The following is a 13,447-nucleotide window of genomic DNA, read 5'->3' as shown; positions in this document are numbered from 1 at the left end:
TACTGCAGGGGGGACCCTGTGGGAGAGTAGGACGCCGCCGAACAATCATTGTGGGAAAGCCCCGCACCTTCTGGTGCGGGGCTTTTCTGCGTTTACGGCCCGGCCGCGGCCCCCGTCAGAGACGGCCGGCGGCTTTGAGGGCCAGGTAGGTGTCGGCCAGGGCGGGGGCGAGGGCGTCGGGGGTGGCGTCGACGACGGTGACGCCGTGGCGGCGGAGCTGGTCCGCGGTGCGGTCGCGTTGCGTGTGGGACTGGGTGGCGGCTGCGGCTTCGTAGACGGCCTCGACTGTTCCCCGGGCCGCTGCCATGGCGGTGGTCCGAGGGTCGGCGACCGAGGCCACCACGACCGTGTGGCGTTGTGTGAGCTGCGGCAGTACCGGGAGGAGTCCCTCTTCGACGGGGGACGCGTCGAGGGTCGTCAGGAGGACGATCATCGAGCGGCGCGGGGCGCGGGCCAGGGCTGTGGCCGCGAGGCCTCGGGTGTCCGTCTCGACGAGTTCGGGTTCGAGCGGGGCCAGGGCGTTGACGACGGCCGGGAGGACGTCGCTCGCGGAGCGGCCCTGGACCTGGGCGCGGAGACGGCGGTCGTAGGCGAGGAGGTCGACGCGGTCGCCCGCGCGGGAGGCGAGGGCGGTGAGGAGGAGGGCGGCGTCCATCGCCGCGTCCAGCCGAGGGACGTCGCCGACGCGGCCGGCGGAGGTGCGACCGGTGTCGAGGACGACGAGGATGCGGCGGTCGCGTTCGGGGCGCCAGGTGCGGACGGCGACTTCCGTGCGGCGGGCGGTGGCGCGCCAGTCGATCGAGCGGGTGTCGTCGCCGGGGACGTACCCGCGGAGGCTGTCGAACTCGGTGCCCTCGCCGCGGGTCAGCACGCTGGTGCGGCCGTCGAGTTCACGGAGGCGGGCCAGACGGGACGGCAGGTGCTTGCGACTGGTGAAGGGCGGCAGGACGCGGACCGTCCAGGGGACCTCGTGGTTGCCCTGGCGGGCGGCGAGGCCGAGGGGGCCGAAGGAACGGACGGTGACGCGTGCGGCGTGCCGGTCGCCGCGGCGGGTGGGGCGCAGGGTCGTGGTCAGGCGACGGCGTTCGCCGGCGGGGACCGTCAGTGCCTGGCGTGAGGCGGCCTCGGCGGTGCCGGGGAGCCAGCTGCTGGGCGGCCAGGCGTCGCGGAGCTGGGCGCGGAGGCGGCGGCGGGACGGGTTGGTGACGGTGAGCTGGACTTCTGCGGCGTCACCGAGTCGAACGGATGTATCACCACTTCGGGTGAACTGGAGCGTTCGTACTGGCGCGGCCATCGCGTAGTCGCACAGAATTGCTAGCGAGAGGGGCGCGTTCACCGCCAGCATCCCCGCCCAGCTGGGGGCGAGGATGCCGACGGGGAGCGATCCGAGGGCGGCGAGCAGCGCGGTTCGTCCGGTGAGGGCCATGGGGCGCCGTTCTCAGCGGGGGACGGGGACGTGGGCGAGGATCGAGTGGATGACGGAGTCACAGGTGACTCCCTCCATCTCGGCTTCGGGCCGCAGGTGGATGCGATGACGCAGGGTGGGGAGAGCGAGGGCCTTCACGTCGTCCGGCGTGACGTAGTCCCGGCCGGTGAGCCAGGCCCAGGCGCGGGCGGTGGAGAGCAGGGCGGTGGCGCCTCGGGGGGAGACCCCGAGGGTGAGTGAGGGGGATTCACGCGTGGCACGACAGATATCGACGACATAGCCGGCGATCTCGGGGGAGACCGCGACCTTGGCGACGGCGGCCCGGGCGGCTTCGAGCTCGGCGGGGCCCGCGACGGGGCGGACGCCGGCGGCCTTCAGGTCGCGGGGGTCGAAGCCCTCGGCGTGGCGGGTGAGGACCTGGATCTCGTCCGCCCGTGAGGGCAGAGGCACCGTCAGCTTCAGCAGGAAGCGGTCGAGTTGGGCCTCGGGGAGCGGATAGGTGCCCTCGTACTCGACGGGGTTCTGGGTGGCGGCGACCAGGAAGGGTTCGGGGAGCGCGCGCGGGGTGCCGTCGACGGTGACCTGGCGTTCCTCCATCGCCTCCAGGAGCGAGGACTGGGTCTTCGGGGGCGTGCGGTTGATCTCGTCGGCGAGCAGCAGGTTGGTGAAGACCGGGCCGGGCTGGAAGGAGAACTCGGAGGTCCGGGTGTCGTACACCAGGGAGCCGGTGACGTCGCTCGGCATGAGGTCGGGGGTGAACTGGACGCGCTTGGTGTCGAGTTCGAGTGCGGCGGCGAGCGCGCGGACGAGCAGGGTCTTCGCGACGCCGGGGACGCCTTCGAGGAGGACGTGTCCCCGGCAGAGCAGGGCGACGACGAGACCGGTGACGGCGGGGTCCTGGCCGACCACTGCCTTCGCGATCTCGGTGCGCAGGGACTCCAGGGAGGCGCGGGCGCTGTCCGAGTCGGTGGTGGTCTCGGGGGTCGGGGCGCTCATGAGGTGCGTACCTCTCTTTCGAGGGCGTCGAGTTGGTCCGCGAGGCGGACGAGGGTGATGTCGTCGGCAGGGGGCGGGCCGAAGAGGAGGGTCCTGGGGTCCGCGGTGGTCTCCGGGAGACGGGCGGAGAGTGCGGGGAGGAGGAGTTCGGGGGAGTGGGCGTCGCGGGTGGGGACGCCGATGAGGGGGGCGATGCGGGTGCGGGTCGCCGTGCGGAGGACCGAGGCGGCGCGGTCGCGGGCGTTCGTCCTGCGGTAGAGGCGGGCTCGGCCTTCGGTGGCCTCGGAGGCGTGGATGGTGACGGGGAGTCGCTCGGTGACCAGGGGGCCGAGGCGGCGGCCGCGCCAGAGGGCGGCGAGCACGGCGGCGACGGCGAGTTGGAGTGTGCCCCACAGCCAGCCCGGGGGGATGAGCGCGAGGAAGGTGTCCGTGGTGTCGCCGGCGGGGGCGTCGGTGGTGGCCGAGGTGTCGGCGAGGGAGGGGAGGTACCAGACGAGATGGGGTCGGGAGCCGAGGAGTTGCAGGGCGAGCGAGGCGTTGCCCTGCTGGGTGAGCCGGTTGTTGTAGAGGATGTCGGGCGAGCCGAGGAGGACGGTGTCGGCGGGGCCCGGACCGGGGCCGGGGAGGCGGACCAGGGTCGGCAGGCCGTCGGAGGGGTAGCAGGCGTCGGCCTGGGTGCCGGAGGCGACGGTGTAGCGCTCGCCGCCGAGTTCGGCGCTGCCGGCGCGGGTGGCGGCGGGCAGGGCGCAGGCGGGGGAGAGGACGGAGACCGGGGCGCTGAGGGCGCTGGTGACCTCCGGGGCCAGGGTGTCGAGGGAGGCGTTGCCCGCGCCGGCGAGGACGGTGCGGCCGGCGGAGTGCGTCATCGTGGCGCGGAGGGTGGCCTGTTGGGTGGGGGTGAGCAGGTCCGGTGTGGTGACGAGGAGAGTGGCGCGGCTGTCCGTGGCGGCGACGGCCTCGTCGAGGGTGGTGGCGACGGTGAGGGTGACGCCGCGTTCCTGGAGGAGTTCGGCGACGGCTCGGCTGCCGGTGGGGTCGGCGGAGCGGGGGTCGAGGGCGCCGTGGGCCTCGGTGGAGTTGAGGGCCGCGAGGGTGATGCCGCCGATGAGGAGGAGGGCCAGGACGAGGGCGGCACCGCGGGCGCGGGTCCAGACCTGCCGCGTCGAGAGGGCGGTCGAGGTGGGGGCGGTGACCGGTCGGCTCATGAGGGCGTCCCCGTCGGGGCCGGGTCGAGGGTGGGGCGGGTCCGCTCCAGGGCGGTGTCGAGTTCCTCGATGCGGCGGTACGCGGCTTCGTCGGCGGTGCGGCCGCCGTACGTGACGTCGTCGAAGGCGCGGGCGGCGAGGTGGAGGGCGTCGGCGTGCGCGGGGAGGGTGCGGGCGGCTTCGGCGGCGGCCTCGTCGGCGGTGCGGCCGGGGCGGGGGTCGAGCAGGGTGCGCTCTTCGAGCGAGCGGACGATGGCCCGCATCCGTTCCTGGACGGCCTCGTTCCAGTGGCCGGCGGTGGCGTGGCGGGCGGCGGTCGCGCGGTGCTCCTCGGCGGTGCGCGGTCCGTCGGAGAAGAGGGAGTCGGCGGTGCCGCCGGGGGTTCGGTGGGGGGTGCCGAGGCGCCACCAGAGGGCGGCGACCAGGGCGATGACGAGCAGGGCGATGGCGAGGAGGCCCACGAGGCCACCGGGGGTGGCCTGGGAGGCGGTGCCGAGGAGGTCGTCGACCCAGTCCCAGAAGCGGTCGTACGCGCGCTCGATGAGGTTCGGGTCGTTCTCGTGGTACATCGGCTTGGACAGCTCCCGCTCCGCCGCCTCGCGGGCGGGGAGGCGGGAGATGTCCACCGGTACGTCGCCGTCGGCGCGCGGGAGTGCGCGTGCCGTCGCCGATCCCCCCGTGACCGTCACGGCATCAGCCGCCGACGGTGTCGGTGCCCGGGGTGGTGCCGTAGCCGGGGACGCCGGCGGCCCGGGCCAGTTCGAGGTCCAGGGCTTCGCGGCGGATGCGCTGGTCCACGTAGAGAAGGACGTTGACGCCGGCCGTGATGGGGTAGGTGATCGCGCTGATGATCACGCCGCCGATGCCCGTGACGATCAGGAAGGGCCAGCCGGAGCCGGAGGAGGCGTTGGAGAGGATGGCGCCGAAGCCGCCGTCGACGGCGAAGCCGATGACCGTGAACGGGATCAGGATGATCATGGCGAAGATGAAGACGAGCAGCTGCGTGAGCACCGTGATGCCGAAGATCCGCCACCAGGAGCCCTGCACCAGCTTGGCCGAGCGCTTGAGCGAGGTCACGACGCCCTGACGCTCCAGCATCAGCGCGGGGGAGGCCAGATTGAAGCGGATCATCAGCCAGAGGGCGACGATCGCCGCGACGAGGCCGCCGACCGTCGTCAGGGCGATCCCGGCGCCGCCGCCGATCAGGATCCCGGGCAGCACGCCCACGAGGATGATGCCCGTGCTCATGACCGCGAGGAGCACGGTCAGCCCGAGGAGGGGGAGCAGGCGGGGGCGGGCCTCGCGCCAGGCGTCGCCGAGCGAGACCGGGCGGCCCACGACGGCGCGGCTGATGACGATGGACAGCAGGGCGGCGCTGATCACGCCGGCGATCAGCGTGAGGAGCATCTCCGGGCCGAGGCCGACCAGGGTGTTCTGGGCGTCCTTGATCGTCTGGTCCAGCTGCTCGGCCGGGGTCGCGTCGGGGCTGAGCGGCGAGGTCGTGGGGACGACATAGCGCTGTACCAGGATGCTGACGACCTGGGTGAAGACCGCGACGGGGATCGCGATGGCCAGGACCGTGCGCCAGTAGGTGCGGAGGGTCTTCACCGAGCCGTCGAGGATCTCGCCGACGCCGAGGGGGCGCAGGGGGATCACGCCCGGCTGTGCCGCCGGGGGCGCGCCCCACTGGGGGTGGCGGGACGGTGTGCCCCACTGGGGGCCGGGGGCCGGGGGCGGGGTCTGTGCGGTCGGCGGGGACCACTGGCCGGCGGGCGGCTGGTCCTTGGACCACTGGGAGGTGGAGCCGTCGGCGTCGGCAGGGGTGGGCCGGGAGGTTCCGGAGCCGTCCTGGCCGTCGGAGGGGGCGGATCCGGGCGAGGTCCAGCCCGGAGTGTCGTTCACGGTCGTCCACCTCGGAGGAATGGTCGCGGTGCCGGATCGGCGAACCGGCTCGGTCACGGCGGCCGACGCCTGGGACGGCGGCGGGCCGGGTGCCATCGTGTCACGCGGGGCTCGGCCGTGGGCGGGAGTGGGCGCGTCTCGTTCGTACCTTTGTCCGTACCTTCGCGGTTCGGCCTCCGCGGGGCCCGGACGTGCGGGAAGCTCGTGCGGGGGTGAAGGCGCGGGGTACGGTTCTGCGCGACCACGGGGGCACGGGGGTGACCTTTCATGACGGACATCAACACCCATGAACACGGGCAGTCATCACGGGTTGATCAGGGGCGTTGCCGCAGGTCAGTGAGGTATCTCACCAGTCGCCTTAGGACTGATACGGAAATGGGATGATGTCGATATGAAGGGACGCGTTCTTGTCGTCGACGACGACACCGCACTGGCCGAGATGCTCGGCATTGTGCTGCGGGGTGAAGGGTTCGATCCATCGTTCGTCGCGGACGGTGACAAGGCGCTCGCCGCGTTTCGGGAGGCCAAGCCGGACCTGGTGCTGCTGGACCTGATGCTGCCCGGACGGGACGGCATCGAGGTGTGCCGGCTCATCAGGGCCGAGTCCGGCGTGCCGATCGTGATGCTGACGGCCAAGAGCGACACGGTCGACGTGGTGGTGGGTCTGGAGTCCGGGGCCGACGACTACATCGTCAAGCCGTTCAAGCCGAAGGAGCTCGTCGCCCGGATCCGGGCACGGCTGCGGAGGTCCGAGGAGCCCGCGCCGGAGCAGCTCACCATCGGTGACCTCGTCATCGACGTGGCCGGGCACTCCGTGAAGCGGGAGGGGCAGTCCATCGCCCTGACTCCGCTCGAGTTCGACCTGCTCGTCGCGCTGGCGCGCAAGCCGTGGCAGGTCTTCACCCGTGAGGTCCTGCTGGAGCAGGTCTGGGGATACCGGCACGCGGCCGACACCCGGCTGGTGAACGTGCACGTCCAGCGGCTGCGCTCGAAGGTCGAGAAGGACCCCGAACGCCCGGAGATCGTGGTGACCGTCCGTGGTGTCGGTTACAAGGCGGGACCGAGCTGACATGAGTGAAGGCAGTGCTGCTCCGAAGCCCGGGATGCCGGGAGTCCGTACGGGGCGGGCTGCCGGACCGGGACGGGGGGGCCCGCGATTCCGGCGTCTGCTGGGCGGGCGGCTCCTCAACGACGGGGCACCGGGTGGACCGGTGATCCGGCTGTTCGCGCGCTGGGTGCGCCGTCCGCTGCTGCCCGCTGTGCGGCTGTGGCGGCGGAACATCCAGCTGCGGGTCGTCACCGGCACCCTCCTCATGTCCCTCGGCGTCGTGCTGCTGCTCGGCCTGGTCGTCATCGGCCAGGTCCGCAACGGTCTGCTCGACGCCAAGGAGCGGGCCGCCCAGAGTCAGGCCGCGGGCGGGTTCTCCGCCGCGCAGGACCGGGCCGCGACCACGCCGTCGGGCCCCGGGCAGCAGGAGGGCGGGCGGGACGGTTCGTCCGTGAACTGGCGCTCCACGCTGGTCGAGCAGCTCGCCAGTGGCGGGCAGAGCGCGTTCAACGTCGTGGCCCTCTCGCTGGACACCGGCGTCAGCGCGAGCCGTGGGGCGCGGGCCTCCGGCGAGGTCGACCCCACCACGAGCATCCCCGCCGACCTGCGGCACTCCGTCGCGCAGGCGGCGGACACCTTCCAGCAGTCGACCCGGATCCACTACACGAACGACAGGCCGTCCGAGGCCGGTCTCGTGATCGGCAAGCGGCTGAACGACGCCGACGGCACCCCGTACGAGCTGTACTACCTCTTCCCGCTGACGCAGGAGGAGGACTCCCTCACCCTGGTCAAGGGCACCCTGGCGACCGCCGGGCTGTTCGTCGTCGTCCTGCTGGGCGCCATCGCCTGGTTCATGGTGCGCCAGGTCGTCACGCCCGTCCGGATGGCCGCGGGGATCGCCGAGCGGCTCTCCGCCGGGCACCTCCAGGAGCGGATGAAGGTCACCGGCGAGGACGACATCGCGCGGCTCGGCGAGGCCTTCAACAAGATGGCGCAGAGCCTCCAGGTCAAGATCCAGCAGCTGGAGGAGCTGTCGCGGATGCAGCGGCGGTTCGTCTCCGACGTCTCGCACGAGCTGCGCACCCCCCTCACCACGGTCCGGATGGCGGCCGACGTCATCCACGAGGCCCGTGTCGACTTCGACCCCGTCACCGGGCGGGCCGCCGAGCTCCTCGGGGACCAGCTGGACCGCTTCGAGTCGCTGCTCTCCGACCTTCTGGAGATCAGCCGCTTCGACGCGGGAGCCGCCGCGCTCGAGGCCGAGCCGATCGACCTGCGCCAGATCGTGCGCCGGGTCATCGGCGGCGCCGAGCCGCTCGCCGAGCGCAAGGGCACCCGGATCGTCGTCCTCGGCGACGAGCAGCCCGTGGTGGCCGAGGCGGACGCCCGGCGGGTCGAGCGCGTGCTGCGCAACCTCGTGGTCAACGCCGTCGAGCACGGCGAGGGCCGGGACGTCGTGGTGAAGCTCGCAGCGGCCGGCGGGGCCGTCGCCATCGCCGTACGCGACTACGGCATCGGTCTCAAGCCCGGCGAGGCGACGCGGGTGTTCAACCGCTTCTGGCGGGCCGACCCGGCGCGTGCCCGTACCACCGGTGGCACGGGCCTCGGCCTGTCGATCGCCGTCGAGGACGCGCGGCTGCACGGCGGCTGGCTCCAGGCCTGGGGCGAGCCCGGGGGCGGTTCGCAGTTCCGGCTGACGCTGCCGAGGACCGCGGACGAGCCGCTGCGCGGCTCCCCGATCCCGCTGGAGCCCGAGGACTCGCGGCGCAACCGGGAGCAGGCGGCGGCCGCCGGCCGCGTACAGGAGGAGAGCGCGCGGGCCGCCGCGGTGCCCGCGCAGGCCGCCGCTGACCGGCCGGCACTGCCCGTACCGCCGAGGCTGCCCGCGCAGCCGCGGGCGACCGCCGATCCGACGGCCCTGCCCGGCAGCGGTGCCCGGGTGGTCGCGCGGGCGGCGGCGGAGGCCGACGGCGGTGGGACGGGTACGGCGACGGCCGGAGCGGCAGGGTCCGTGGAGCGGGAGGACGGGACACGTGGGCGCTGATTCCCGAGAGGGACGCGCGGGGTGGGGACGGGGCAGCCGGGCCGTGGTGCTCGCCGTGTGCGGCGGGCTGCTCGCGACCGGTTGCGCGACGATGCCCGACAGCGGCGAAGTCGAGACCGTGAAGGGGGCGAACGCCGGGGATTCGCAGGTGCGGGTCTACGCCGTCGCGCCGCGGGAGAACGCCGACGCGGACGAGATCGTCGACGGCTTCCTGGAGGCGATGACCAGTGACGACCCCGGGTTCGCCACCGCGCGCAAGTACCTGACGAAGCGGGCCCTGCGGAACTGGAAGCCGGAGCAGAGCATCACCGTGCTCTCGACCGCGCCCGGCCGGCAGCCGATCGACCGCGACGCCGACCAGGACAGCAGGAGCCGGGTCTATCCGCTCTCCGGCCGGCAGATCGCGACGGTCGACGCCCGGCACGCGTACAAGCCGGTCAGCCCCGCCGACTACCTCCAGTCCATCCACGTCGTGCAGCAGCCCGCCGCGAACAGCAAGGGCAAGGAGTGGCGCATCGACAGCCTGCCCCCGGGCCTGGTGCTCGGCGAGGCGGACTTCCTGCGCAACTACCGGTCGGTCAACAAGTACTACTTCGCGTCCGGCGAGGACTGGGTCGTGGCCGACCCCGTCTACATCAGGCAGCGGCAGGACCCGGTCACCCGGATGGACCCGGTGACGCAGACGGTCAAGGCGCTCCTCGAAGGGCCCACGAACTGGCTGGACCTGGCCGTCACCTCGTACTTCCCCTCCGGTACGCAGCTGAAGCCGGGGGTCACCTCGCTGACCACGGACGACACCTCCACCCTCAAGGTGCCGCTGAACAAGAAGGCCGACCTGGTCGGCGGCGACAAGTGCCGGAAGATGGCCGCGCAGCTCCTCTTCACGCTGGGCGACCTCACCTCCGTCCGGGTCGAGCAGGTCGACCTCCAGAACGAGCGGGGCGGTTCGCTGTGCCGGCTGGGCCGGGGGCAGGCGGCGGAGTTCGCGGCCGTCCGCACCACCGTGCCCAAGGAGCGGCCGTACGTCCTCGACCACGGCAAGCTGATGACGCTGGACGTCGACGGGAAGCAGGACGACGCGGCGACGGCGGTGCCGGGGCCGTTCGGCCAGGGCGCGAGGCCGCTGGGGTCGGTCGCGGTCGACCGGGGCGAGACCCGGGCCGCGGGGGTCGGGACGAACGGGCGCGACCTGTTCGTCTCCTCGATCACCACCGAGCAGGACCCGCTTCCGGCCGTGCTGACGAGCAAGGGGGTCCGTCCCACGGACCGGCTGTCGGCGCCGAGCTGGGACGGCAGGGGCGACCTGTGGGTCGCCGACCGGAACCCGGCGTCGCCGCACCTGTGGCTGGTGCCGGACGGTTCGGGCGATCCCGTCGAGGTCCGGACGCCCTGGCTGACCGAGGGCACCAGGGTCGAGGCGCTGCGGGTCTCGGCGGACGGGGTGCGGGTCGCGCTGCTCGTCACGCGCGGGGACCGCACCACGCTCCAGATCGGCCGCGTCGAGCGCCAGGCATCGGGGGCGGAGCCCGCGGTGTCCGTCGTCGAGCTCCAGCCGGCCGCGCCCCGGATGGAGTCGGTCACGGCCGTCTCCTGGGCCGGTCCGAGCCGGCTGGTCGTGGTCGGCAAGGAGGCGGGGGGCGTCCAGCAGATCCGCTACCTCCAGACGGACGGTTCGACCTCGGCGAGTTCGGTGCTTCCCGGGCTCAACGGGGTGACCTCGGTCGCCGCGCCGAACAACGACAGCTCGCCGGTGGTGGCGGACTCCGGGAACGACGGCATCGTCCGCCTCGCACCGGGGACGAACTGGCAGCCACTGGTCAAGACGGGCGGCCTGCCCGTCTATCCCGGCTAGGACCCGTCAGCGCCGGGGTGGCAGGGCTCGGCTCGGCGCTTCCCGGCTCGGCTCGGCGCTTCCCGGCTCGGTCCGGCGGGGTTACCTGACGTACTCCGCCGGACGGTGAGCGAGCTCTCGTCGGGGTTTTCCACAGGGGTGGTCCGGAACGGCCGGAGCGCGCACAGTGGAGGCATGCGGGGGTGGTGGCGCGAGATCGCCGGGCTGGTGCTGCCGGTCGCCTGCGGCGGGTGCGGCGCGCCGCGGACGGCCCTGTGCGCGGTGTGCGCCGGCGCGTTGACCGACGGCGGGCCCCGTCGGGTGCGGCCCGCGCCCGAGCCGGCCGGGCTGCCGGTCGTCCATGCCGTCGCGCCGTACGCGGGTGCCGTGCGAGAGCTGCTCGTCGCCCACAAGGAGCGTGGGGCGCTGGCGCTCGCCGGGCCCCTCGGAGGGGCGCTCGCAGCCGCCGTGGCGGCCGCCGGCGGGCCCGTCACCGGCTCCTCGGTCCCTCCGCTTCTCCTCGTACCGGTGCCGTCCTCGCGGAGCTCCGTACGGGCGCGTGGCCACGATCCGACGCGGCGGATCGCGCTGGCCGCGGCCGCCAGGCTGCGGCGCGCCGGCCGGGACGCGCGGGTCGTGCCCGTGCTGCGGCAGCGGCGGTACGTGGCGGACCAGGCGGGCCTGGGGGCGCGCGGGAGGCACGCGAACCTGGCCGGGGCGCTGGAGGTCGTACCGGGCGGCGGGCGGCTCCTGGAGGCCGGAAGGGTGGTTCTCGTGGATGACGTGATGACCACGGGCGCCTCGCTCGCGGAGGCGGCCCGCGCCCTCGGAGCCGTACACCCGGCGTTCATTCCCGCATTACCGGAGGGAATGGCGGAAGCGGCGGCGCGGAAGGCGACGGAGAGATCCGCGCAGCACGAATTCGAACAGCGGCGGGCGGCTGTAATCGCATCCTCTCCCGCTTCGTTCGAAATAAACGGGAACTGGCCAAGAAGTTGCATCGTTGCAGGTGGTGAGAGGTGAAAGCACTCGAACGGAGGCAAGTCCCGGTACCGGGTGCCGACACCCGTCCGAAGGGGCTATGTTCGGTTGTGAGGAATGGCGAACGCCACTGCCTCACGACAAACATGGTTGCGCCTACAGGACAGGAGTTAAGGGCGAATTAACCTCGCGCCGGTGGGATGAGGATCTTGCCGACGGGGCAGGAGAGGTGGAAGTCGCCAAGTCCGAGCTCCGGTAACCACCGGAGTCTGGTGCAAAGGGAGATGCCCGGCGGCCAAGGAGCCGACCAGGGCGATCCGGGAACGGAGTTCTGCGTGGACATCGTCGTCAAGGGCCGCAAGACCGAGGTGCCCGAGCGGTTCCGCAAGCACGTGGCCGAGAAGCTGAAGCTGGAGAAGATCCAGAAGCTCGACGGCAAGGTGATCAGCCTCGACGTCGAGGTGTCCAAGGAGCACAACCCGCGGCAGGCCGACCGGTCCGACCGCGTGGAGATCACCCTCCACTCCCGAGGCCCGGTGATCCGGGCGGAAGCGTCCGCAGCCGACGCGTACGCAGCCCTCGACCTCGCCAGCGACAAGCTGGAGGCCCGGCTGCGCAAGCAGCACGACAAGCGCTACACCCGGCGTGGCAACGGCAGGTTGTCGGCGGCGGAGGTCGGGGACGTGGTGCCCGGCGCCGCCCAGCTCAACGGGGACGGCCAACTCGCGGCCGACGAGCCCGACAAGGTGCCCACCACGATGATGGGCTCGATCGAGGTCCAGGGCGAAGGCCCCATGGTGGTCCGTGAGAAGACCCACCGGGCCGCTCCCATGACGCTCGACCAGGCGCTCTACGAGATGGAGCTGGTCGGCCACGACTTCTACCTGTTCGTCGACTCCGACAACAAGCAGCCGAGTGTCGTCTACCGGCGACATGCGTACGACTACGGCGTCATCCACCTGGAGAGCGACCCGCTCGCCGAGGGCGGCGGCGCCGGCGGTGCGCTCGGCGGCTGACCGGCCGCCGCCCGCACCACCCCCGCACATCAAGATGTCACTCCGGTGCCCCTGGAGCGCGTTTCGCGCCCCCCAGGGGCACCCTCCTGCGTCCGTGGGCGCCTCTCGCGTCGCCGGGGCATGAAATCATGTCGTGCACGCCAACCGGTGCTCTGTGGGCAGTGGTTGGAGGAACCGGAATCGAATTCAGGCCACGGCCTTCAGGGGGAGGAACGATGGCGGACAGCTTCGGCCCGGTACTCAGCGGGCGTGGACCCTATGGCGCGGTTCCTCCGGAGAGTGCTCCGGAGCGAGCGGAATCGGACAGCGGTGGCTACCGCAAGGAGCCCATCCGCGTTCTCGTCGTGGACGACCACGCGCTCTTCCGGCGAGGTCTGGAGATCGTCCTCGCGCAGGAAGAGGACATTCAGGTCGTCGGCGAGGCCGGTGACGGGGCCGAGGCCGTCGACAAGGCCGCCGACCTGCTTCCCGACATCGTCCTGATGGACGTGCGGATGCCCCGGCGCGGCGGCATCGAGGCGTGCACCTCCATCAAGGAGGTGGCCCCCAGCGCGAAGATCATCATGCTGACGATCAGCGACGAGGAGGCCGACCTCTACGACGCGATCAAGGCGGGCGCCACCGGCTACCTCCTCAAGGAGATCTCCACCGACGAGGTCGCCACCGCGATCCGGGCCGTGGCGGACGGGCAGTCGCAGATCAGCCCGTCGATGGCGTCGAAGCTCCTCACCGAGTTCAAGTCGATGATCCAGCGCACCGACGAGCGCAGGCTCGTGCCCGCGCCCCGGCTGACCGACCGCGAGCTGGAGGTCCTCAAGCTCGTCGCGACCGGGATGAACAACCGGGACATCGCCAAGGAGCTGTTCATTTCCGAGAACACGGTCAAGAACCACGTGCGGAACATCCTGGAGAAGCTCCAGCTGCACTCCCGTATGGAGGCCGTGGTCTACGCGATGCGGGAGAAGATCCTCGAGATCCGCTGAGGCCCGGGCCCGGTG

The 13,447-nt window shown here is 72.5% G+C and carries 10 protein-coding genes and 1 pseudogene; 6 read left to right on the top strand and 5 right to left on the bottom strand.

The annotated features are described in order from the left end of the window. Positions 1–115: 115 nt before the first annotated feature. Genes ACFC0Z_RS32835 through ACFC0Z_RS32815 form a run of 5 tightly spaced genes read right to left on the bottom strand, consistent with a single transcriptional unit; the run spans position 116 to position 5,529 of the window. Positions 116–1,426 (bottom strand): DUF58 domain-containing protein, encoded by a 1,311-nt coding sequence (locus ACFC0Z_RS32835; protein WP_376445791.1) that lies wholly within the window; start codon positions 1,424–1,426, stop codon positions 116–118. A gap of 12 nt (positions 1,427–1,438) precedes the next feature. Then, on the bottom strand, positions 1,439–2,422 hold the full coding sequence (locus tag ACFC0Z_RS32830; protein ID WP_376445788.1) for an AAA family ATPase: 984 nt from the start codon (positions 2,420–2,422) through the stop codon (positions 1,439–1,441). Next, positions 2,419–3,627, bottom strand: a complete 1,209-nt coding sequence (locus ACFC0Z_RS32825) for a DUF4350 domain-containing protein (protein ID WP_376445786.1) — start codon at positions 3,625–3,627, stop codon at positions 2,419–2,421. The genes ACFC0Z_RS32830 and ACFC0Z_RS32825 overlap by 4 nt, the downstream gene beginning before the upstream one ends. Beyond that, on the bottom strand, positions 3,624–4,316 hold the full coding sequence (locus ACFC0Z_RS32820) for a DUF4129 domain-containing protein (protein ID WP_376445784.1): 693 nt from the start codon (positions 4,314–4,316) through the stop codon (positions 3,624–3,626). Before ACFC0Z_RS32820 ends, ACFC0Z_RS32825 begins: the two co-directional genes overlap by 4 nt. Positions 4,317–4,320: 4 nt before the next feature. Then, complete coding sequence (locus tag ACFC0Z_RS32815) at positions 4,321–5,529, bottom strand: hypothetical protein (protein ID WP_376445781.1); 1,209 nt, start codon at positions 5,527–5,529, stop codon at positions 4,321–4,323. 391 nt (positions 5,530–5,920) lie between these two features. Between ACFC0Z_RS32815 and mtrA the strand changes: the two genes are divergently transcribed. From mtrA to ACFC0Z_RS32785, 6 genes and pseudogenes are all read left to right on the top strand, one after another. Continuing rightward, positions 5,921–6,598 (top strand): two-component system response regulator MtrA, encoded by a 678-nt coding sequence (gene mtrA, locus ACFC0Z_RS32810; RefSeq protein ID WP_024758631.1) that lies wholly within the window; start codon positions 5,921–5,923, stop codon positions 6,596–6,598. 1 nt (position 6,599) lies between these two features. Further along, a complete protein-coding gene (gene mtrB / locus ACFC0Z_RS32805; protein ID WP_376445777.1) occupies positions 6,600–8,621 on the top strand; it encodes an MtrAB system histidine kinase MtrB in 2,022 nt (673 codons plus the stop codon). A 46-nt stretch (positions 8,622–8,667) separates the two neighbouring features. Then, positions 8,668–10,473 carry an LpqB family beta-propeller domain-containing protein gene (locus tag ACFC0Z_RS32800; RefSeq protein ID WP_376445808.1) on the top strand — a complete coding sequence of 602 codons (1,806 nt, stop codon included), beginning with the start codon at positions 8,668–8,670 and terminating at the stop codon, positions 10,471–10,473. A gap of 174 nt (positions 10,474–10,647) precedes the next feature. Continuing rightward, positions 10,648–11,475: a ComF family protein gene (locus ACFC0Z_RS32795; protein ID WP_376445774.1), complete on the top strand. Its 828-nt coding sequence runs from the start codon at positions 10,648–10,650 to the stop codon at positions 11,473–11,475. Positions 11,476–11,768: 293 nt separating this feature from the next. Next, a complete protein-coding gene (gene hpf / locus ACFC0Z_RS32790; protein WP_376445771.1) occupies positions 11,769–12,449 on the top strand; it encodes a ribosome hibernation-promoting factor, HPF/YfiA family in 681 nt (226 codons plus the stop codon). A gap of 308 nt (positions 12,450–12,757) precedes the next feature. Beyond that, positions 12,758–13,432: pseudogene (locus ACFC0Z_RS32785) on the top strand (response regulator); the annotation flags it as partial. Positions 13,433–13,447 lie beyond the last annotated feature (15 nt).

It is taken from the genome of Streptomyces sp. NPDC056144, assembly GCF_042264145.1.
Classification (GTDB): domain Bacteria; phylum Actinomycetota; class Actinomycetes; order Streptomycetales; family Streptomycetaceae; genus Streptomyces.
The sequence above is the reverse complement of the archived record's forward strand: the minus strand, read 5'-3'. Positions and strand labels throughout refer to the sequence as shown.